Origin of the sequence: Massilia sp. W12 (assembly GCF_037300705.1) — a bacterium.
In the GTDB taxonomy this organism is placed as follows: domain Bacteria; phylum Pseudomonadota; class Gammaproteobacteria; order Burkholderiales; family Burkholderiaceae_D; genus JACPVY01.
The window spans coordinates 2,002,274-2,022,603 of the sequence record NZ_CP147776.1 but is presented as its reverse complement, the minus strand read 5'-3'; the positions used below and the strand labels follow the sequence as shown (position 1 = coordinate 2,022,603).

Genomic DNA, 20,330 nt, shown 5'->3' with positions numbered 1-20,330 from the left:
TCTGCGCCTCCTGTCAGTGCCTTTTGGCAGGATGGCGATGAAAACAGATAACGACAATAGCGTTGCAATTGCAGTGAGTTTGGCGGCATTACTGGTGTTGGGTCTGGTGTTGGCCTGGCGTTTCGCCAAGCCGCCGCTTGACCCGGCGCTCGAAGCCGCCCTGGCGGCGCGCTACTCGCATATCGGCCCGATCAGCCTGCAATCGCGCGAATTCACGATGCGCGCCAGCTTTTCGCTGAAAATTGAGGCCAAGGACAGCGAGCAAATCGGCAAAATGCGCAATGCGCTGTCGAATTTTCTGCAACAGACGCTGGAAAATTATGATCCGGCCACACTGAATTCACCGGATGTGGCCAAATTCACCAAGATGCAAGGCATGCTGACGCAAGCGGTGAATGAAAAATTCCCGCAAGTCAAAGTCAATCAAGTCATTATCACCGATTATGTCACTTCCGCCGACTGAGTCCGGCCCCTGGCAGCGCCGCATCCTGCACGATTTGCATGAGATTGCGCCAGACCAGTGGGATGCGCTGCAGGGCAGCCGCGATACGCCGTTTCACAGTTTGTGCTACTTGCGCGCGCTGCAAGACAGCGGCGCGGCCTGCGCTGAGAGCGGCTGGCAGGCTTGTCATTTGAGCTTGTGGCGCGATGACACATTGCAGGCATTGATGCCGCTGTTTTTAAAGTCGCATTCCTATGGCGAATATGTGTTTGACTGGGGCTGGGCGGAAGCCTATGCGCGGCACGGCTTGCACTACTACCCGAAACTCTTATCCGCCCTGCCCTTTACGCCGGTGGCCGGGCGGCGCTTTCTGGCGCGTGATGAAGCCAGTCTGCAAGCCCTGCACGCCGCCTGGCATGACTGGCGCAAGCAGATGCAGCAAGAGCAAGGCATTTCTTCCAGCCATATTCTGTTTTTGCGCGAAGAGGAGGCGCAGCTGATGCAAACCCAGGGCATGTTATTGCGCCAGGGCTTGCAATTCCATTGGGATAACCCCGGTTATGCCTCGTTTGATGATTTTATGCGCAGTTTGGAACAAAAAAAGCGCAAAAATATCGCTGCTGAACGGCGCCGGGTGCGTCAGGCGGGCGTGCTTTTCCGCTGGCTGGATGGAAACAGCGCTCATGAAGCGGATTGGCGTTTTTTCACGCGCTGCTATCAAGCCACCTATGCCTCACATCATTCCAGTCCCTATCTGAATCTGGATTTCTTTTTGCGTCTGGCGCAGGGAATGCCGCAGCAATTGTTATTGATTATCGCCAGCCAGGATGGCGAAGATGTCGCCGCTTCGCTGTTGTTGCATGCAAATGGCGTAATCTATGGGCGCTATTGGGGATGTGTGCGGCAGATTGCCTGCCTGCATTTTGAGACGGCTTATTATCAAGCCTTGGAATTTTGCATCGCGCATGGACTGCGCCGCTTTGAAGGCGGGGCGCAAGGCGAACACAAATTGGCGCGCGGCTTTTTGCCGCACACCACCTGGTCTGCGCATGATTTGCGCCATCCCGGTTTTTTCGCCGCAGTTGAACAATCTTTGCAGCATGAACAGCACAGGATGGCGGAATATGCCGGCTATTTGCAAGCGCATCAGCCTTTCAAACAGCCCAAGAGCGGGGCTTAAGCCTCGCCGCAAAACACTTTGCGCATATTTTTGCTGACTTGCTCTTCGATTTTGCCGGAGAAGGCCGAAAGCAAAAAGCCGAGCTTGATTTCGATACAGGCCTGATCCGGGGTGACGGTCAGATTGCCCTTGACGCCGCTGCGTGAGAAGTTGAGCACATCGCCATCCCATTCACAGCTCAATTCATATTCGCGCGCCAGATCGTCAGCGACTTTTTGCGCGGCTTTGAGCGCTTCATCATGGGAAAGCGTGTGATCGACGGTGTAGCTGATGTCAGCCATGGTTTTTCCTTTATTCAATGCGCGCCGCGCAACCCATGCGCGGCAAGGCCGCCATTATCGCGCAAAATCGGCGCGCTGCATCATTCCCAGGGATTGACCCAATCCAGCGGCCGCCCTTGCGCCATGGCCAAAAGATTATCCGCCGCACGCTTGGCCATGGCGCGCCGGGTGGCGTTTGAAGCGCTGGCGATATGCGGTGTCAGCACCACATTCTCCAATTCCAACAAGGCCGGATGCAAGGCCGGCTCGTTTTCAAACACATCCAGGCCGGCGGCGCCGAGATGGCCGCTTTGCAGCGCTTGCGCCAGCGCGGCGTCATCCACCACGCCGCCGCGCGCCAGATTCACCAGGACGGCGCCGGGCTTCATTTGCGCCAGTTCCGCCGCACCGATCAAGTGCCGGGTTTGCGCCTCATACGGCACCGTCAAAATGAGGTGATCGGCTTGCGCCAGCAATTCGGCCTGACTGAGATAGCTGGCGCCGCAGGCCTGCTCCACCTGCGGCGCCAGGCGACGCCGGTTGCAGTACACCACGCGCATGGAAAAGCCGGCGGCGCGGCGCGCCAAGGCCTGGCCTATGCGTCCCATGCCGATAATGCCCAGGGTGCTGTGATGCACGTCCATCCCTAAAAAACCATCATACGCCCAGCGTTGCCATTTGCCGGCGCGCAGCCAGTGTTCTGCGCGCGTCACATGGCGCGCGGCCGCCAGCAAGAGCGCAAAGCCAAAGTCGGCGGTGGTTTCGGTCAAGACATCCGGCGTGTTGCTGACCATGATGCGGCGCGCATTGGCCGCTGCCAGATCGACATTATTAAAACCGACCGCCATCAAGCCCAGCATGCGCAAGCGCTTGGACTGTTGTAAAAGTTCTGCGTCGAACTGGTCAGAAGGCATGGCGAACACGGCATCGTATTCATCCAGTCTGGCGGCCAATTCGGCGCGACTCAGGATGCGGTCTGCCGGGTTTTCTGTCACCTCAAATGCGCTGCGCAAATAATTGGCGATTTCAGGAAAACAGGCGCGCGTAAAAAACAGGCGGGGAGGTTGTGACATGGGGCGTCCTAAAACAGTGAGGCTTGTTGGGGCAAATCGGGGGCTGCGGCGTCGGCTTGGGCCGGTTTGCGGCGCGCCGCGCGCGGCTGTACGCAGACTTGCATCACAGGCCAGTCAAATGCGGTTTGCAACATGTCTTGCGCTTGCTGCGGGCTGGCCTGCAGCCAGTCTTGCCAGGCATCTTGCGGCAATAACAGCGGCATGCGCTTTTCATCCTGCGGCGCATGAAATTGCTGCATCACGGCATGCTGGTCGGCGTTGACCGTCAACAGGGTAAATGAATGCTGGCGCCGGCTGGGCGCGTAATCCCACAGCGCGGCCAGGGCCAGCGGCTGGCCATCCGCCGCTTCAATTCTGCAGCGCTCAATGCCCTGATCTGTGTAGCGCGGCTCGAAAAAAGCATCGGCGAACACCAGGCCGAATTGGCGTTTGCGCCAGGCTTGGCGAAAACTCGGTTTTTGCGCCACGGTTTCACTGCGCGCATTGTAGGTGTGGCGCACAATCTCAGGCTTGGCCCAGTCCGGGGCCATGCCAAAATCGGCAAAGCGCCACACCGGCTCGCGGCGCCCGAATGGTTCGCCGGCCAAGACCGGGGCCGCGTCGCCGGGGTAAATATCAGCCAAATATGCGCCATCGTCAGGCGGATCGGCCCAGCCCATGGCTTCCATCCATTCCGCCAGACGGACTAAGCGGCTGGCCTGAAAATTTGCGCACATGATGTATCAGGCGATCTTGGCGAAAAAAGCATCCACTTCGTCGAGCAAAGCTTGTTTGCGCGCCGCCGGCAAAAAGCTGGCGGCGAAACTGTTGCGCGCCAATACCTGCGCATGCCTGATTTCCAGCGGCAAAGCGGCAAACAGCGCCAGGAAGTTTTGGTTCAGATAGCCGCCGAAATACGCCGGGTCATCTGAGTTGACCATGGCCAACAGCCCGGCGTCGAGCAATTGCGGCAAATTATGCTGCGCCATATCCTTGACCACGCATAATTTCAGATTCGACAGCGGGCAGACCGTGAGCGGGATCTGCTCCCGCGCCAATCTTGCAGTAAGTTCGGCGTCTTCCAGGCAACGCACGCCATGGTCGATGCGCTCGGCATGCAAAATATCCAGCGCATTGCGGATGTATTCCGGCGGGCCTTCTTCGCCGGCGTGGGCGACGATGCGCAAGCCCAGCTCACGGCAGCGGGCGAACACGCGCGCGAATTTTTCCGGCGGGTGGCCGCGTTCTGATGAATCAAGTCCGACGCCGATGATTTTTGCCAGATGCGGCATAGCGGCATCCAAGGTGAGAAAGGCGTCTTCTTCACTCAAATGCCGCAAAAAGCACATGATCAGGCTGCTGGAAATCTGCCCTTGCATGTCCTGGCAGGCGCGCAAAATGCCATCAATCACCACGCCAAACGGCACGCCGCGTGCAGTATGGGTTTGCGGATCAAAAAAGATTTCGGTGTGGCGCACATTATCGGCCAGCGCGCGTTCCAGGTAATCGCGCGTCATGTCGTAAAAATCCTGCTCAGTCAGCAAAACGCTGGCGCCGGCATAATAAATATCGAGGAAAGATTGCAAATCGGTGAAGGCGTAGGCGCGGCGCAGGCTTTCCACATCAGCATACGGCAGCGTGACGCCATTGCGCCGGGCCAGCGCGAAAATACGTTCCGGTTCGAGCGAACCTTCAATATGAATGTGCAGCTCTGCCTTGGGCATGCGGCAGAGGATATCTTGCATTTGGCTGGGGACGCTCATTTGAATTCCTTTGTGTTGCTGGCAAAAGCCATGACTTGCGCGATCGGTAAAGCATAACGCAAGCATGCGGGGGGCGGTTATTTTGACATCATTTGCGCTTGTGCGCACAGTGCGTGCAGGTTTGCGCATCGCGGATGAAAGATTGCGCATTGCACAATGAAAAATCTGTTCACGCAACACAGATCACGCACGGAGAAAGCGCAAAAGGTATATAGTGAAGTCAAACGCAAGCTGTCATCGGGACATGTCTGCGCCAAGTTGCCGGTATGAGACGGCTGCCGCACTGGCGGCAGAAAAGCCTTGCCAGCACGGCGCGCCGGGTTCAAGATGCAATCAGGCGGAAAACAAAAAGAATGCTTGCAGGATCGTTGCGCACAGCGTGACGGCGGCGCCAGAACTTGGCTTCACTTCAAAGGACAAGTATATGAGCATTTTTGAAAACTACGCGGCACGGTATGAACGCACCCGGGAAGAAGAATACTCGATGCAGGAATATCTGGAGATGTGCCGGCGTGACAAACTCACCTACGCCAGCGCAGCAGAACGCATGCTGGCGGCGATCGGGGAACCGGAAATTGTCGATACCCGGCACGATCCCCGCCTCTCCCGCATTTTTTCCAATAAAGTCATCAAAATCTATCCGGCCTTCCGTGAGTTTTACGGCATGGAGGAAGTGATTGAGCAGGTGGTGTCGTATTTCCGCCATGCCGCGCAAGGCCTGGAAGAGCGCAAACAGATTCTGTATCTGTTGGGGCCGGTGGGCGGCGGCAAATCCTCCATTGCGGAAAAACTCAAGCTCCTCATGGAGCATGTGCCGTTTTACTGTCTCAAAGGCTCGCCGGTGAATGAGTCGCCGCTGGGCCTGTTTAATGAAGATGAGGATGGGCCTATTCTGGAAGAGGATTTCGGCATCCCGCGCCGCTATCTGCGCACCATCCCCAGCCCATGGGCGGTGAAGCGTTTGCATGAATTCAATGGCGATATCAACCGCTTCCGGGTGGTCAAACGCTATCCCTCCGTGCTCAAGCAAATCGGCATTTCCAAGACTGAGCCGGGCGATGAAAACAATCAGGATATTTCCTCGCTGGTGGGCAAGGTCGATATCCGCAAGCTGGAAGAGTATGCCCAGGATGACCCGGATGCTTACAGCTATTCCGGCGGCCTGTGTCTGGCCAATCAGGGCTTGATGGAATTTGTCGAAATGTTCAAGGCGCCGATCAAGGTCTTGCACCCCTTGCTGACGGCGACCCAGGAAGGCAATTACAAAGGCACCGAGGGCTTTGGCGCAATTCCGTTTGAAGGCGTGATTCTGGCCCACTCGAATGAGTCGGAATGGAAGTCGTTTAAAAACAATCGCAATAACGAAGCTTTTCTTGACCGTATCTACATCGTCAAAGTGCCGTACTGCCTGCGGGTGGGCGATGAAGTCAAGATTTATGACAAGCTTCTGCGCAATTCCTCACTCTCGCAAGCGCCATGCGCCCCGGGCACGCTGAAGATGATGGCGCAGTTTGCTGTGCTGTCACGCTTGAAAGAGCCGGAAAACTCCAGCCTGTTCTCAAAAATGCAGGTGTATGACGGGGAAAACCTGAAAGACACCGACCCCAAGGCCAAATCCATCCATGAATATATGGATTACGCCGGGGTGGATGAGGGTATGAATGGCTTATCGACCCGCTTCGCCTTCAAGATTTTGTCGAAAGTGTTCAACTTCGACACCACTGAAGTCGCAGCCAATCCGGTGCATCTGCTGTATGTGCTGGAGCAGCAAGTCGAGCGTGAGCAATTCCCGCCGGAAACCGAGGCCAAATATCTGGCGTTCATCAAAGAGCATCTGGCGCAACGCTATGTCGAATTCATCGGCAAGGAAATCCAGACTGCCTACCTTGAGAGCTATTCCGAGTATGGGCAAAACATTTTCGACCGTTATGTGACCTTCGCCGATTTCTGGATTCAGGATCAGGAATACCGCGACCCGGACACCGGCGAGAGCTTTAACCGCGATGCGTTGAATAATGAGCTGGAGAAAATCGAAAAACCGGCCGGGATTTCCAATCCCAAGGATTTCCGTAACGAAATCGTCAATTTCTGCCTGCGCGCCCGGGCGCAAAACGCCGGCAAGAATCCGAACTGGACCAGTTATGAGAAATTCCGCACGGTGATCGAGAAGAAGATGTTCTCCAACACTGAGGAATTGCTGCCGGTGATTTCCTTCAACGCCAAAGCCAGCGCCGAAGACGCCAGCAAGCACGCCGACTTTGTGGAGCGCATGAAGAAAAAAGGCTACACCACCAAGCAAGTGCGCCTGTTGTGTGAATGGTATCTGCGGGTCAGAAAATCGTCCTGATGACTTGCGCCGGGCGGCATAGCCGCCCGGAAATTGGCGTTGGCCAGTGACGCCAGGCAGACATGGAGAGAGTCTTGACTTATTTAATTGACCGTCGCTTGCAGAGCAAGAACAAGTCTGCGATCAACCGTGAGCGCTTTTTGAAGCGCTACAAGGCGCAGATCAAGGACGCGGTGACGCGCGCGATCAAAGGCCGCTCCATCAAGGAGATGGAGACGGGCGAGAAAGTGTCGATCCCCGCCAAGGATGTGGGAGAACCGAGTTTTGGCCATACCCATGGCGGGGTGTGGGAAAGCGTCAACCCCGGCAATAAGGAATACATCAAAGGCGACCGCGTGCCGCGCCCGAAAGGCGGCGGCGGCGGTAAAGGCAAGGGCAAGGCCGACAACAGCGAAGGCACGAGCGAAGACGATTTCATTTTTGAACTCTCGCGTGAAGAGTTCATGAACTATTTCTTTGAGGATCTGGAGTTGCCCAATCTGGTGAAAACCCAGTTGGCCGCCACCACGGACTTGAAGAATCAGCGCGCCGGCTACAATATTTCCGGCACTCCCTCGAATATTCACGTTTTGCGCTCTTTGCGCGGCGCGCTCGGCCGCCGCATCGCCGTCGGCGGGCCGAGCAAACGCCGTTTGCGCGAAGCCGAGAGCCAGTTGGCGCAATTACTGGAACAGGGCGTCAGCGAAGAAGATGAGCGGGTGCTTGAGCTGAAAAAGGAAATTCACGCCTTGCATACGCGCTTGCTGGCGATCCCTTTCATTGACCCCTTCGATCTGCGCTACACCAACCGCATCAAAGTACCCAAGCCGATGACCCAGGCGGTGATGTTTTGCATCATGGACGTGTCCGGCTCTATGGATGAGTCAAAGAAAGACACGGCCAAGCGCTTTTTCATTCTGCTCTATCTGTTTTTGACGCGCGCGTATGAAAAAATCGAAGTCGTTTTCATCCGCCATCACACGGCGGCGGCGGAAGTCGATGAACATGAGTTTTTCCACTCGCGCGAATCGGGCGGCACCGTGGTTTCTTCCGCCCTGCACTTGCTGATCAAGGTGATTGCCGAACGTTATTCCAGCAGTGATTGGAACGCCTATGTGGCGCAAGCCTCGGATGGCGATAATTGGGATAACGACTCTGTGCTGTGCAAGCAATTGATGATCAATACCATCATGCCTTCGGTGCAATATTTCACCTATGTGGAAATCACCGATGGCCCGCCGCAAAATCTGTGGGAACAATACAGCCAGATCCCGGCCCATCATGCGCACTTCGCGATGCAAAAAATCGAAAAACCGGCTGATATCTATCCTGTGTTCCGCGAACTGTTTAAAAAGCAGCCAAAATGAGGAAGATCACGCCCCCCGCCGCCCCCGGTCGCCGCCTGCCTGAGCAGTCGGAATGGACTTTCGAGTTGATCGAGCAGGCGCATGAGGAAATCCGCCGAGTGGCCGAGCATTTCAAACTCGACACCTATCCGAATCAGCTGGAAATCATCACCGCCGAACAGATGATGGATGCGTATGCCTCGGTCGGCATGCCTGTCACTTATCAACATTGGTCTTTCGGCAAGCATTTTCTGTCCACCGAGAAAAGCTATCGGCGCGGCCAGATGGGCTTGGCATATGAGATTGTGATCAACTCCAATCCTTGCATCGCTTATCTGATGGAAGAAAACAGCCTGACCATGCAGGCGCTGGTGATCGCCCATGCGGCCTATGGACATAATTCCTTTTTCAAGGGCAATTATCTGTTCCGCACCTGGACTGACGCTGACGCCATCATTGATTACATGCTGTTTGCCAAGAATTATGTGGCTGAGTGCGAGCGCCGCCATGGTTTCGAGGCGGTCGAATTATTGCTCGATTCCTGTCACGCGCTGCAAAACTATGGCGTGGATCGTTACAAACGTCCGGCCAAACTAAGTCTGGCGCAGGAAACCCAACGCCAGAAAGAGCGCGAAGAATATCAGCAGTCGCAAGTCAATGATTTATGGCGCACCCTGCCGCGCAAACCCTTGCAACATGTGGATGAGGTGGAGCAGCGCTTCCCGCCTGAGCCGCAAGAAAACCTGCTGTACTTTATTGAAAAATACGCGCCCCTGCTCGAACCGTGGGAGCGTGAAATCGTGCGTATTGTGCGCAAGATCTCGCAATATTTTTATCCGCAACGCCAGACCCAGGTGATGAATGAGGGCTGGGCCACCTTCTGGCACTACACCATTCTCAATCAGCTCTATGATGAAGGCATCGTCGGCGATGGCTTCATGCTGGAATTTTTGAAAAGCCATACCAATGTCATCTATCAGCCGGGGATAGACAGTCCCTATTATTCAGGCATCAATCCCTATGCGCTGGGCTTTGCGATGATGAGCGATATCCGCCGCATCTGTGAGCACCCGACTGAGGAGGATCGCGAATGGTTCCCGGATCTGGCCGGCAGCGACTGGCTCAAATCGCTGGACTTTGCCATGCGCAACTACAAGGATGAAAGCTTCATTGCGCAATTCTTATCCCCCAAGCTGATCCGCGATTTTCATTTCTTTTCTGTGCTGGATGATGACCGTAACGATAAGCTGTACATCTCCGCGATTCATGATGAGTCCGGTTATCGTTATCTGCGCCGCCAGTTGGCCGAGCAATATAATCTGGGCAACCGTGAGCCGAATATTCAGGTCTGGTCGGTCAACACGCGCGATGATCGGGCCCTGACTTTGCGCCACAATCAATATCAGCGCCGTCCTTTAAACAATCAAACCGAAGAAGTCTTGCGCCATGTGGCCAGATTATGGGGCTTTGATGTGCGCCTGGAAACCGTCGATCCGCATGGCAAGGTATTGGATGTGAAAGAATGCCGGCGCGAGAAACGCAACCGCTTCTGATATCCAGTCTGAATATGGCGCCGGTGAAGTTGCCTGCCCCGGCGCGTTTCATCAGATTGCCGAACGCCCGAGCAGGCCGGAGATGCGCCGCACCAGCCATTTCGGCGTGGCGCGCGAGGCCAGCACAGCGGCCTGATTCAATAAACCCGGTGTGATCACCGCCTGTCCCGCCTCCAGCGCCGCCCAGGCCTGACGCGCCACGGTGTCCGGATCCGCAATCACTGCCGCCGGAATCCGCAATTGCTGATTTTTGCCCTGCGCATATTGCATCATGCCAGTATCTGTGATGCCGGGGCACAGCGCCGTCACCGTCACGCCGCTGCCTCTGCATTCTTCCGCCAGCGCCTCGCTCAAGGACAGCACATAGGCTTTGCTGGCGGCATAACAGGCCAGCCCGACCACCGGTTGAAAAGCGGCAATCGAGGCCACATTCATAATTTTGCCGGTTTTGCGCGCCAGCATGCCGGGCAGAAATACCCCCAGCATTGCCGTCAAGGCAGAGATATTCAAATCAATGATCTGCTGATGCCGTTCTGGCGATATCTCGATAAAAGCGCCCTGCTCCAGCACGCCCGCATTATTCAGCAATATCTCCACCTCCACCCCCAGCCGCTCCAGGGCGCGGGCCAGCTGCTGCGGCGCGCCGGGCTGGGCCAGATCCAGCGCCACAACCCAGGTCTGCACCCCATACCTGCTGTGCAGTTCAGCGGCGATTTCCTGCAAACGCGCCTCGCTGCGCGCCACCAGCGCCAGATTGCGCCCGGCAGCGGCGGCCTGATGCGCCAAGGCCAATCCGATGCCGCCGGATGCGCCCGTGATCAGACAGGCGGGCTGGATATGGCGCTTGCTGCGCCCGGGATTCTTTTTCATCTGCTTGACTCCAAAAGTGTTTGAAGAATCAGAAGTTACCGATTCTCACAGTTTGCAGCATTTTGTGGCCGGAGTATTTCAGAAAATTGCACCAACAAACAATTTGTTGCAGCGCATCAAACTGCCGGTCGACTGGTCTTCAATTGGTCTCATATGAGAAGTTACTGAAAAAATTTTGTCCAGTCTGAAAATTTTCCAGGCCAAAACTGGTATGCAAAGTCCGATTTTCGCACAAAAGCGAGCATGCGCTCGCCATAGAATCTTCGGCGCGCTGACAATAACAGCAAAGTATCCTGATGGAAACTGCACAAGCGGCAAAACATGCCGAATTTTATATGGCTTACAACAAAAACAACGGAAGCATCTTCTTTGAACGTCTGTCCAAGTACCACGATCTCCGTGCAATTTTGGCAATTCCCCCTGCTAAAAATTGTCTGGTCAAATGGAAAATCGTATGTATAATTCGCCGATGTCCCGGATTTGACAGGTAAATCACCTTGAGATGGAGTGGGGTTAACAAGCATGAAAATGTAATTGTTTGGAAGGAGGTAGACATGGATTTCAGCGATAAGCACGAAAATCCTACCAAAAAAATGGTTGGCTTTGCCGCCATCGTCGCCTTGCATGGATTCGTGGGTTACGCTGTGGTCACAGGCTTGGCGACGAAGGTGATTGATGTCATCAAGAAACCGGTAGAAACCAAGATCATCGAGGAAGTGAAACCGCCGCCACCGAAGGAGCTGCCGCCACCGCCGCCGCCGCCGGAAGTGAAAGCGCCGCCACCGCCGTTCATTCCGCCGCCGGAAGTGGTCGTGAATACACCGCCGCCGCCGCAGCCCACGATTTCGCAGACCACTGCAGTCAAACCGACCAGCAGCGAGCTGCCCCGTGCAACACCGTCGCCAACCGGCACTGAGCCAGCCGCCAAACCGGCGCCGCCAGCCAAGACGCCGGCGCACCTGAGCGTAAGTGATTGCGAAAAGCCGGAATATCCGGCCAAAGCAGCACGCGAAGGCGCTGAAGGCACTGTGCGAATTGCGTTCCTGGTGGGCGCCGACAACCGGGTGAGGGAAGCACGCATCGAAAAAACGAGCGGCAACCGTGATCTGGATCGCGCAGCAAAAGACAAGCTGATGGAGTGCAACAAGTTCCGCGCCGGCACGCAAGATGGCAAGCCGGTCGAAGCCTGGGCCACCGTCGAGTATCAATGGAAATTGGATTAACATCAGAGGTTTGGCAAAATAGCCAGTCCTGATACAAAATCCTGACACATTCAAGCAGTTGTTCTATTAAAATTTTGGAGGAAACATGTTCAATCATTCCCGTCTTTCCGCGATCCTGGCGGCAGCCGCACTGAGCGCAGCCACGCTGTTTGCCGCTCCCGCGCTTGCCCAGTCGGCATCTGCTGAAGCGCCGGCTGCATCCGCTGCAGCTCCTGCCCCTGACGCCGCAGCTGCAGCGCCGGCTCCGGCCGCCTCCGCTCCGGCAGCATCCGCCCCGGCCGCCGGCGAAACCGCGAAAGAAGTGATTCACAACCCCTACGGCCCGGAAGCTGTGTGGAATGAAGGCGACTGGGTTGCCAAATCCACCGTTATCATTCTGTCCCTGATGTCGCTGGGTTCCTGGTTCATCATCGTGTCCAAACTGCTGGACCAGATGAAAGTTGCACGTCAAGCCCGTGAAGTGCGTCAAAAGTTCTGGAAGTCCGCTTCCATCAAAGACGGCGCCGCACAACTGGAAGTGGGCAGCCCCTTCCACTTCATCGCCGACACCGGCCTTAAGGCTTCGCAACACCATGAAGGCGCTTTGCTGGAGCAAATCGACCTGAGCACCTGGGTCACCATGTCGATCCAGCGCGCAGTGGAAAAAGTGCAAAGCCGTCTGCAAGATGGCCTGTCTTTCCTGGCTACCGTGGGTTCGACCGCTCCGTTCGTTGGTCTGTTCGGTACGGTGTGGGGTATTTATGGCGCACTGACCAAGATCGGCGCCTCCGGTCAAGCTTCGATCGACAAGGTTGCAGGTCCGGTGGGTGAAGCGCTGATCATGACCGCTTTCGGTCTGTTCGTTGCAGTTCCGGCGGTGTTGGGTTACAACTGGCTGGTGCGTCGTAACAAAACCGCAATGGAAGATGTGCGCTCTTTCTCCGCTGACGTGCACTCCGTGCTGATCTCCGGCGCAATGAGCACCAGCGAAGCCGCCCGCGCTGCCAAGAAGGGTTAATCCCATGAGTATGTCAGTCGGCTCCGCAGACGGAGATGAAGACCAGGTGATGTCGGAAATCAACACGACGCCACTGGTGGATATCATGCTGGTGCTGCTGATCATCTTCCTGATCACTAGCCCGGTCGTGTTGAAGACTGTAAAAGTGCAATTGCCGGATGAAAAGAACCAGGCGCTGAAGACCAATCCGCAAAACATCAATCTGACGATTGATAAGGATGGTCAGATGTACTGGAACCAACGTCTGGTGCCGGACACTAATGCGCTGTTCGACAAGCTGAAGGTGGAAGCGGTGAAAGTGCCGCAACCCGAGGTGCATATCCGTGGTGACCAAACCACGAAATATGAAGCTGTGGGTAAAGCCATCCTGACAGCACAGCGCGCCGGTATCGCCAAGGTCGGTTTCATTACTGAACCGGCCCCCAGCGGCGGCACTCGCTGATGTCCTGGCCGCAGCGCAAGCTGCGGCCAGCTTGCGAATCAAGTAAAAAGGAAACAATCATGGGTATGAATGTTGGGGGCGGCAGTAAGAGCGCTGACCCGGAACCGATGATGGAAGTCAATATGACCCCGCTGATCGACGTGATGCTGGTGCTGATCATCATGTTGATTGTCACGATCCCGGTGCAAAATCACTCGGTGAACTTGAATATGCCGGTCAATAATGTCAATACACCACCGCCTATAGTTGAGCCGGTGGTGCATACGGTGGATATTGATTTCGACGGCACGATCTCCTGGAATAATGTGACCGTGACCCGCGCTGAACTCGAAGGCAAATTCCTCGAAGCTGCGCGCGAAACGAATCAACCTGAAGTGCATGTGCGTCCGAACAAACTGGCCGAGTACAAGCATGTTGCAGGCGTGATGGCTTCGGCCCAGCGTCTGGGCGTGAGCAAGATCGGCATGGTCGGCAACGAGCAGTTCATCAATCAATAATCTGTTTTACAATCCTTTGCTGGCAGGTTCTCACCTGCCATTTTTTCGTCCAGTTTGCAAAAAGAGAGCACCATGTCACAGTTTCGACTAGCGCTTGGCCTGGCTTTGGCCGCAGTAAGTTTCACCCTGCCCCCCATGAGCGGGCTTGTTTCATCCGCATATGCCGCCGAAGCGATGCGCCCGGATGTGGCCAAGCCGCTCAAGGAAGCCGGCGATCTGATGAAAAAAGGCAAGTACAAGGAAGCCTTGGCCAAAGTGCGTGACGCTGACGCCGTCGGCGGCAAGAGCGGCTATGAATCCTTTGTGATCGACCAGATGCGCGCCTCGCTGGCGCAGCAATTGGGCGACAATGAATTGGCGCTGCGTTCTTATGAGGCGGTGTTGAATTCTGGCCGTCTGCCGGCTGGCGATCAATTGAAATACATCGAAGTGATCGCCAATCTGCATTTCCGCGCACGCAATTATGGCAAAGCCATTACCTGGATCAACCGCTATCAAAAAGAAGGCGGTAACAGCCGCGCCATGCAGGATATGCTGACGCAAGCGTATTTCCAGACCAATGACTGCGCCAACGCCACCAAGGACGCGAATGCCGCGATCAAGGCGGCGGAAAAGGCCGGCCAGACGCCGTCTGAAGGTCAATTGCAATTGGTGGCCAATTGCGCCAGCAAGCAAACCGACAAAACCGCGTATGTGGCGGCAATGGAAAAACTGGCCACTTATCACCCGAAGAAGGAATACTGGCTGGATTTGATGAACCGTTTGCCGCAAAAAACCGGTTTCGCCAGCCGTCATCAATTTGATGTATTCCGTATGAAACACGCTCTGGGTCAGGTGACTGACGCTGCCGCCTATATGGAATTGACACAATTGGCCTTGCAAGCCAAGTATGCGATCGAAGGCAAGAAGTACATCGATCAGGGCTTCGCCAGCAAAGTGTTGGGCGAAGGCAAGGAAGCTGAGCGTCAAAAGCGCCTGCTTGATCTGGCCGGCAAGAAAGTGGAAGAAATGAAGGCCGGCATCGCTGCTGCTGAAAGCGAAGCGATCAAGAACAAAGACGCGCGCGCCTTGGCGGATGTCGGTTACAACTACGTCACCATGGGTCAGGCGGACAAAGGTTTGGCGCTGATGGAACAAGCTGTCAGCATGGGCGGCGCCAAGTTCCCGGAAGACCTGAAACTGCACCTGGGTCTGGCGTATAAAGAAGCCGGCAAGTCGCAAAAAGCTGTGCAAATCTTAAAAACCGTGCAAGGTGCGGATGGCTCCGCCGATCTGGCGCGTTATTGGGTCAGCATCATTTCACGTCCGATGAAATAAAGCATGCCCATATACAAAAAGGGTGGCGCAAGCCACCCTTTTTTATTGCGAGTATGGCAAACTGGCATGCGCCTCCACGCACATCCATTCGCGCTATGTCCCAAGATTGCACCACACTGCCATCCGCCAAAATCGATTTAAGCAGTCTGACCGCTGTTTTACTGGCCCTGCTCTGCCTGCTGCTCACTGAATTGCCCAGACAACAGCATCACACTGCGCTTTACCAGTACTTTTTTTGCACGGTATCTGACAATCCCGATCCAGAAATACATGCGCTGAATATCGACTTCGATGATGTCCTGTATTGGAATGGTGAAATCATCCAAGCCGGGCAGCTCCAGCAGCTCATCGGGCGAGCCGTGCGCCGCAACCCTGCGCACGAATTGCATATCAGAATCAATGATCTGGCACACTACCAGTCTTTGGCGAAGGTGCTGGCGATTGCACAAGCCAGTGGCGTGCAAAACATTGGGCTGTTCAGCCCATCTGCCTATGACCATCGGCATGGTAAAAAAAATGTATTCCGAATGCAGTGAACATGATGCAGCGCCGCTTAAGCCGGCAATTGAGCTTGGCGCTCTGTCAGGCGTCATGCTGGGGATCATTTGCATGCTCGTATTCTGCCTGCCCAGACCGGAACATATCATTGAACATGACGATGGCTACACCTGCGCCACCATCCCCGACGAGATGCATACATTACACATCATGGCTGATGGCGCGCTGGTATGGGATGAGCAAGCGATCAGCCTGCCAGCATGGCAAAGCTTGCTGAAACGGATTGATCAGCGTCAAAGCACAGTCAGCGTCCTGCTGTGGACACACCCGCAGGCGCAATACCGCCATCTGGCGCATGCGCTAAAGGTATTGCAGCAAAACCAACTTCATGGCGTCACGATTTCACATCAGAGGCAAACACTGTAATGCCGCCGGCGCCTGTTTGCACCTCCGAAAACAGTAAAAAACACCTGCTTTTCACATCTCGGTTCAACACAAACCTGCACATGCTGCGCTGCAAGGATGATTTGCCCTTATAATCAGTTCTTTGCTTACAGCATACAAAGTAATCCATGAAGGTATTTCGCGGACTCCCCAATGCCCAGGCGGGCGCACCCTGTGCGCTGACCATCGGCAACTTCGATGGCGTGCATCGCGGCCATCAAGCCTTGCTTGCGCATGTGCGCAAGGCGGCTGATACGCTCGGGGTGGAAGCGGCGGTGATGACGTTTGAACCGCATCCGCGCGAATTTTTTGCCCAGTTGAGCAAAGATCCTTCACGCGCCCCCACCCGCATCGCCAATTTACGCGATAAATTGCAAAGTCTGGCGCAAGCTGGCATTGATCGCGTCATCGTCGAACATTTCAACCACCCTTTCGCCTCGCTGGCGGCGCATGACTTCACCAGGAAAATCCTGGTCGAAGGTTTGCATGTGCGCTGGCTCATGGTAGGCGAAGATTTTTGCTATGGCGCGCGGCGCGCCGGCAATGTGCAAAGTCTGGCGCAAGCCGGCAAAGAGTACGGTTTCACCTTCGCCACCATGGATACGGTGGTGCTGGATAATATGCGCATCTCATCCTCGGCTGTGCGCGAAGCGCTGGCGCAGGCTGATTTCAATCTGGCGCAACGCCTCTTGGGCCATCCCTATTCCATGTCCGGGCATGTGATTCACGGCCAGAAGCTGGGGCGCAGCCTGGGTTTTCCCACCTTGAATCTGCGTGTGGCGCACCAACGCCCCGCCCTCCTGTCCGGCATTTTTGTGGTGCAAGTGCATGGTCTGGGCCTGCAGCCGCTGCCCGCTGTCGCCAGCCTGGGATTCCGCCCCACGGTGGACAATACCGGTCGCGTCCTGCTCGAAGTGCATGTGTTTGATTTCGATGAAAGCTGTTATGGCCGCCTTGTGCGCATTGAGTTTTTGCACAAGCTGCGCGATGAGCAGAAATACAATGATCTGGCCACACTGACCGCCGCCATACAACAGGATGCGCATCAGGCGCGCAGCTGGTTTGCCGCGCGCAATGCGCATCTGGCCAAACCGAGTGTCAAGCCGACCGCCGCCACCGATCGAATTTGATCCTGCGCCATATCCGGCCCGCACAGCGTTGCGGGCCAAACACCGAATTTCCCGCGCGGCCCCAGCCGCCTGCATCCTTTTTTTGGAAAAATCATGTCTGATCAAAAATCCGGCGCCAAGCCGGCAAGCAAATATCCGGTAAATATGACGGAAACCGCGTTCCCGATGCGCGGCGACTTAGCCAAGCGTGAACCGCAGTGGCTCAAAGAATGGCAGCAAAAGAAAATCTATCAACGCGTGCGCAAAGCCGCGCAAGGCCGGCCCCGTTTTGTGCTGCATGACGGCCCGCCTTATGCGAATGGCGATTTGCACATGGGCCACGCCTTAAACAAAATCTTAAAAGACATCGTGGTCAAGTCGCGCACCATGGCCGGGTTTGACGCGCCGTATGTGCCGGGCTGGGATTGCCATGGCATGCCAATCGAAATCCAAATCGAAAAACAATTCGGCAAAGGCTTGCCGACCACTGAAGTGCTGGAAAAGGCGCGCGCTTATGCGCAAGGCCAGATCGAGCGTCAAAAAGAAACCTTTATGCGCTTAGGCGTCTTAGGCGACTGGGATAATCCGTATAAAACCATGCATTTCCAAAACGAGGCGGAAGAACTGCGCGCTTTGGGCAAGATGCTGGAAAAAGGCTATATCTACCGGGGTTTGAAGCCGGTCAACTGGTGCTTTGATTGCGGCTCTGCGCTGGCTGAAGCGGAAGTGGAGTACAAAGACAAGCGCGATCCGGCGATCGATGTCGGCTTTGCCTTTGCGCAAAATGAAAAAGTCGCCGCCGCTTTTGGCTTAAACGCCCTGCCCGCCGACGCCAATGGGCAAACCCTGCCTGGCTGGTGTGTGATCTGGACCACCACGCCCTGGACCATCCCGGCCAACCAGGCCCTGAATATGCACCCGGAATTTGACTACGCCCTGGTGCGCGCCAAGCGTGGCGAACAGGATGTGCTCTTGATCCTGGCGCAAGATCTGGTGGAATCCTGCTTAAGCCGCTATGGCATGACGGGCGAGGCGCTGGCCACCTGTAAAGGCGCGGCGCTGGAGTTGGTGGCCTTCCATCATCCCCTGGCCAGCCAGGATCCGGGCTTTGCCCGCCTGTCGCCGGTGCAATTGGCCGACTATGTGACCAAGGACAGCGGCACCGGCGTGGTGCACTCCTCACCCGCGTATGGCGTGGACGACTTCCAGACCTGCAAGCGTTACGGCATGCAAGATGATGACATCTTGAAACCGGTGTTGGGCAATGGCCAATACGCTTCCTGGCTGCCGCTGTTTGCCGGCATGACCATCTGGGAAGCCAGCAAGCCGATCTGCGGCGCGCTGGAAGCCGCCGGCAGCCTGTTCAAGCTGGTGATGTTTGATCACAGCTATATGCATTGCTGGCGTCATAAGACGCCCATCGTGTACCGCGCCACCTCGCAGTGGTTCGCCAGCATGGATAAAACTGAAGTCGCCGGCGGCAAGAGCCTGCGTGAAACCGCGCTGGCGGCAGTGGACGCCACTGCCTTCTACCCGGCCTGGGGCCGTGCGCGCCTGCAGGGCATGATCGCCAACCGCCCGGACTGGACACTCTCGCGCCAGCGCCAATGGGGCGTGCCGATGGCGTTTTTTGTGCACAAGGAAAGCGGCAATCTGCATCCTGACACCCCGGCCTTGCTGGAAAAAGTGGCGCAATTGATCGAGGCTGGCGGCATCGAAGCCTGGCATCAACTCGATCCCGCGCAGCTCTTGGGCGCAGACGCCGATCAATATGAAAAAAACCGCGACACGCTGGACGTTTGGTTTGATTCCGGCACTACCCATAAAACAGTGTTGGCCGGCTCACACCCTGACTGCGCGCCGGAAGCCGGGCAAGTCGATTTGTATCTGGAAGGCAGCGACCAGCATCGCGGCTGGTTCCATTCTTCGCTCTTGACCGGCAGCATGCTGGATGGCCGCGCGCCATACAAAGCGCTGCTGACGCACGGTTTTGCGGTGGATGGCGAAGGACGCAAGATGTCAAAATCGGTCGGCAATGTGGTCGAGCCGGGCAAGGTGTTTAACACCCTGGGCGCTGACATCCTGCGCTTGTGGACTGCCGCCACCGATTATTCAGGCGAGCTGTCGATCTCGGATGAAATCTTAAAGCGCGTTACGGAAAGCTATCGCCGCATCCGCAACACCCTGCGCTTTTTACTGGCCAACACTTCTGACTTTGATCAGGAACAGGACGCCTTGCCAACTGCCGATCTGTTTGAGATCGACCGCTGGGCGATTGCCGCCATGGATCAATTGCAGCAAGACATCCTGGCCCATTATGAGCGCTATGAATTCCACCCGGTTGTGGCCAAGCTGCAGTCGTATTGTTCGGAAGACTTGGGCGGTTTTTATCTGGATATCCTGAAAGACCGTTTGTATACCGCCGGCGTCAGCTCAAAGGCGCGCCGTTCGGCGCAAACCGCCTTAATGCATATCACGCACGGCTTGCTGCGCCTGCTGGCGCCGATTTTGTCTTTCACTTGCGAAGAAGCCTGGGGCTATTTCGCCAGCAAAAAACAATATGCGGAAAGCGATGAAACCCTGTTTACCCAGACCTACTACCAGCAACCGCTGGTGCGCGATGGCGACGCTTTATTAGCCAAATATGCGCGTTTGCGTGAAATCCGCGATGTGGTGATGAAGGAATTGGAAGTCTTGCGCGGCGAAGGCAAGATCGGTTCTTCCCTGCAAGCCTGTTTGCAATTGGCCAGCAATGCGGAAGATCACGCGCTGCTGGCTTCGCTGGGCGATGATCTGCGCTTTATCTTCATCACCTCTGAAGTTGCGCTCAGTATCAGCGCGGATGGCGCCTTGCAAGTGCGGGCTGACGCCAGCGCGCATCAAAAATGCGAACGCTGCTGGCATTACCGCGCCGATGTCGGCGTCAACCCGGAACACCCGGAAATCTGCGCGCGCTGTGACGCCAATTTGTTTGGCGCTGGCGAATCGCGGCAGTTTGCATAATTATTTCT

The 20,330-nt window shown here is 55.9% G+C and carries 19 protein-coding genes; 14 read left to right on the top strand and 5 right to left on the bottom strand.

Translation table 11 applies throughout. From position 1 onward, the window contains the following. The first annotated feature begins 37 nt into the window (after positions 1-37). A complete protein-coding gene (locus V8J88_RS08135) occupies positions 38-463 on the top strand; it encodes a hypothetical protein (RefSeq protein ID WP_338848897.1) in 426 nt (141 codons plus the stop codon). Further along, a complete protein-coding gene (locus tag V8J88_RS08130) occupies positions 444-1,622 on the top strand; it encodes a GNAT family N-acetyltransferase (protein WP_338848896.1) in 1,179 nt (392 codons plus the stop codon). The genes V8J88_RS08135 and V8J88_RS08130 overlap by 20 nt, the downstream gene beginning before the upstream one ends. Here V8J88_RS08130 and V8J88_RS08125 read toward each other — a convergent pair. The 4 genes from V8J88_RS08125 to V8J88_RS08110 form a co-directional block, all read right to left on the bottom strand. Continuing rightward, the gene (locus V8J88_RS08125; protein WP_338848895.1) at positions 1,619-1,903 is read right to left on the bottom strand and encodes a polyhydroxyalkanoic acid system family protein; all 285 of its coding nucleotides are present in this window, start codon (positions 1,901-1,903) and stop codon (positions 1,619-1,621) included. The genes V8J88_RS08130 and V8J88_RS08125 overlap by 4 nt on opposite strands. 80 nt (positions 1,904-1,983) lie before the next feature. Further along, entirely contained in the window at positions 1,984-2,955 is a 972-nt protein-coding gene (locus V8J88_RS08120; protein WP_338848894.1) for a D-glycerate dehydrogenase, read from the bottom strand. A gap of 8 nt (positions 2,956-2,963) precedes the next feature. Further along, positions 2,964-3,671, bottom strand: a complete 708-nt coding sequence (locus tag V8J88_RS08115; RefSeq protein ID WP_338848893.1) for an SOS response-associated peptidase family protein — start codon at positions 3,669-3,671, stop codon at positions 2,964-2,966. A gap of 6 nt (positions 3,672-3,677) precedes the next feature. Continuing rightward, positions 3,678-4,697 (bottom strand): adenosine deaminase, encoded by a 1,020-nt coding sequence (locus V8J88_RS08110; protein WP_338848892.1) that lies wholly within the window; start codon positions 4,695-4,697, stop codon positions 3,678-3,680. A 424-nt stretch (positions 4,698-5,121) separates the two neighbouring features. Here V8J88_RS08110 and V8J88_RS08105 point away from each other — a divergent pair, with 424 nt between their 5' ends. From V8J88_RS08105 to V8J88_RS08095, 3 genes are all read left to right on the top strand, one after another. Next, positions 5,122-7,044, top strand: a complete 1,923-nt coding sequence (locus V8J88_RS08105; RefSeq protein ID WP_338848891.1) for a PrkA family serine protein kinase — start codon at positions 5,122-5,124, stop codon at positions 7,042-7,044. Positions 7,045-7,118: 74 nt separating this feature from the next. Continuing rightward, positions 7,119-8,390, top strand: a complete 1,272-nt coding sequence (locus V8J88_RS08100; RefSeq protein ID WP_338848890.1) for a YeaH/YhbH family protein — start codon at positions 7,119-7,121, stop codon at positions 8,388-8,390. After that, positions 8,387-9,922: a SpoVR family protein gene (locus V8J88_RS08095; protein ID WP_338848889.1), complete on the top strand. Its 1,536-nt coding sequence runs from the start codon at positions 8,387-8,389 to the stop codon at positions 9,920-9,922. The genes V8J88_RS08100 and V8J88_RS08095 overlap by 4 nt, the downstream gene beginning before the upstream one ends. Before the next feature lie 51 nt (positions 9,923-9,973). On the opposite strand, the gene V8J88_RS08090 is transcribed toward V8J88_RS08095, so the two are convergent. Continuing rightward, the gene (locus tag V8J88_RS08090; RefSeq protein ID WP_338848888.1) at positions 9,974-10,792 is read right to left on the bottom strand and encodes an SDR family oxidoreductase; all 819 of its coding nucleotides are present in this window, start codon (positions 10,790-10,792) and stop codon (positions 9,974-9,976) included. Between the two features lie 554 nt (positions 10,793-11,346). Between V8J88_RS08090 and V8J88_RS08085 the strand changes: the two genes are divergently transcribed. The 9 genes from V8J88_RS08085 to ileS all read left to right on the top strand — a co-directional run bounded on the left by V8J88_RS08085 (position 11,347) and on the right by ileS (position 20,322). Then, positions 11,347-12,015, top strand: coding sequence for an energy transducer TonB (locus V8J88_RS08085; protein ID WP_338848887.1), 669 nt, complete (start codon positions 11,347-11,349; stop codon positions 12,013-12,015). Positions 12,016-12,100: 85 nt separating this feature from the next. Beyond that, the gene (locus V8J88_RS08080; protein WP_338848886.1) at positions 12,101-13,012 is read left to right on the top strand and encodes a MotA/TolQ/ExbB proton channel family protein; all 912 of its coding nucleotides are present in this window, start codon (positions 12,101-12,103) and stop codon (positions 13,010-13,012) included. Positions 13,013-13,016: 4 nt separating this feature from the next. Further along, positions 13,017-13,454 (top strand): biopolymer transporter ExbD, encoded by a 438-nt coding sequence (locus V8J88_RS08075; protein ID WP_338848885.1) that lies wholly within the window; start codon positions 13,017-13,019, stop codon positions 13,452-13,454. Between the two features lie 59 nt (positions 13,455-13,513). After that, on the top strand, positions 13,514-13,951 hold the full coding sequence (locus V8J88_RS08070) for a biopolymer transporter ExbD (RefSeq protein WP_338848884.1): 438 nt from the start codon (positions 13,514-13,516) through the stop codon (positions 13,949-13,951). Between the two features lie 72 nt (positions 13,952-14,023). Beyond that, a complete protein-coding gene (locus tag V8J88_RS08065; protein ID WP_338848883.1) occupies positions 14,024-15,268 on the top strand; it encodes a hypothetical protein in 1,245 nt (414 codons plus the stop codon). After that, on the top strand, positions 15,235-15,804 hold the full coding sequence (locus V8J88_RS08060) for a biopolymer transporter ExbD (RefSeq protein WP_338848882.1): 570 nt from the start codon (positions 15,235-15,237) through the stop codon (positions 15,802-15,804). The genes V8J88_RS08065 and V8J88_RS08060 overlap by 34 nt, the downstream gene beginning before the upstream one ends. A 73-nt stretch (positions 15,805-15,877) precedes the next feature. Then, the gene (locus V8J88_RS08055; RefSeq protein ID WP_338848881.1) at positions 15,878-16,192 is read left to right on the top strand and encodes a hypothetical protein; all 315 of its coding nucleotides are present in this window, start codon (positions 15,878-15,880) and stop codon (positions 16,190-16,192) included. A gap of 146 nt (positions 16,193-16,338) precedes the next feature. Beyond that, positions 16,339-17,340: a bifunctional riboflavin kinase/FAD synthetase gene (locus tag V8J88_RS08050; RefSeq protein ID WP_338848880.1), complete on the top strand. Its 1,002-nt coding sequence runs from the start codon at positions 16,339-16,341 to the stop codon at positions 17,338-17,340. Positions 17,341-17,433: 93 nt separating this feature from the next. Continuing rightward, positions 17,434-20,322 (top strand): isoleucine--tRNA ligase, encoded by a 2,889-nt coding sequence (gene ileS, locus V8J88_RS08045; protein WP_338848879.1) that lies wholly within the window; start codon positions 17,434-17,436, stop codon positions 20,320-20,322. Positions 20,323-20,330: the final 8 nt, after the last annotated feature.

Excerpts from the sequence above, each read along its gene's own strand:
- V8J88_RS08075 (WP_338848885.1), top strand. The coding sequence starts at position 13,017 with ATGAGTATGTCAGTCGGCTCCGCAGACGGAGATGAAGACCAGGTGATG.
- V8J88_RS08130 (WP_338848896.1), top strand. The coding sequence starts at position 444 with ATGTCACTTCCGCCGACTGAGTCCGGCCCCTGGCAGCGCCGCATCCTG.
- V8J88_RS08050 (WP_338848880.1), top strand. The coding sequence starts at position 16,339 with ATGAAGGTATTTCGCGGACTCCCCAATGCCCAGGCGGGCGCACCCTGT.
- V8J88_RS08135 (WP_338848897.1), top strand. The coding sequence starts at position 38 with ATGAAAACAGATAACGACAATAGCGTTGCAATTGCAGTGAGTTTGGCG.
- ileS (WP_338848879.1), top strand. The coding sequence starts at position 17,434 with ATGTCTGATCAAAAATCCGGCGCCAAGCCGGCAAGCAAATATCCGGTA.
- V8J88_RS08090 (WP_338848888.1), bottom strand. The coding sequence starts at position 10,792 with ATGAAAAAGAATCCCGGGCGCAGCAAGCGCCATATCCAGCCCGCCTGT.
- V8J88_RS08070 (WP_338848884.1), top strand. The coding sequence starts at position 13,514 with ATGGGTATGAATGTTGGGGGCGGCAGTAAGAGCGCTGACCCGGAACCG.
- V8J88_RS08120 (WP_338848894.1), bottom strand. The coding sequence starts at position 2,955 with ATGTCACAACCTCCCCGCCTGTTTTTTACGCGCGCCTGTTTTCCTGAA.
- V8J88_RS08080 (WP_338848886.1), top strand. The coding sequence starts at position 12,101 with ATGTTCAATCATTCCCGTCTTTCCGCGATCCTGGCGGCAGCCGCACTG.
- V8J88_RS08110 (WP_338848892.1), bottom strand. The coding sequence starts at position 4,697 with ATGAGCGTCCCCAGCCAAATGCAAGATATCCTCTGCCGCATGCCCAAG.
- V8J88_RS08115 (WP_338848893.1), bottom strand. The coding sequence starts at position 3,671 with ATGTGCGCAAATTTTCAGGCCAGCCGCTTAGTCCGTCTGGCGGAATGG.
- V8J88_RS08105 (WP_338848891.1), top strand. The coding sequence starts at position 5,122 with ATGAGCATTTTTGAAAACTACGCGGCACGGTATGAACGCACCCGGGAA.
- V8J88_RS08095 (WP_338848889.1), top strand. The coding sequence starts at position 8,387 with ATGAGGAAGATCACGCCCCCCGCCGCCCCCGGTCGCCGCCTGCCTGAG.
- V8J88_RS08125 (WP_338848895.1), bottom strand. The coding sequence starts at position 1,903 with ATGGCTGACATCAGCTACACCGTCGATCACACGCTTTCCCATGATGAA.
- V8J88_RS08055 (WP_338848881.1), top strand. The coding sequence starts at position 15,878 with ATGCTCGTATTCTGCCTGCCCAGACCGGAACATATCATTGAACATGAC.
- V8J88_RS08065 (WP_338848883.1), top strand. The coding sequence starts at position 14,024 with ATGTCACAGTTTCGACTAGCGCTTGGCCTGGCTTTGGCCGCAGTAAGT.
- V8J88_RS08085 (WP_338848887.1), top strand. The coding sequence starts at position 11,347 with ATGGATTTCAGCGATAAGCACGAAAATCCTACCAAAAAAATGGTTGGC.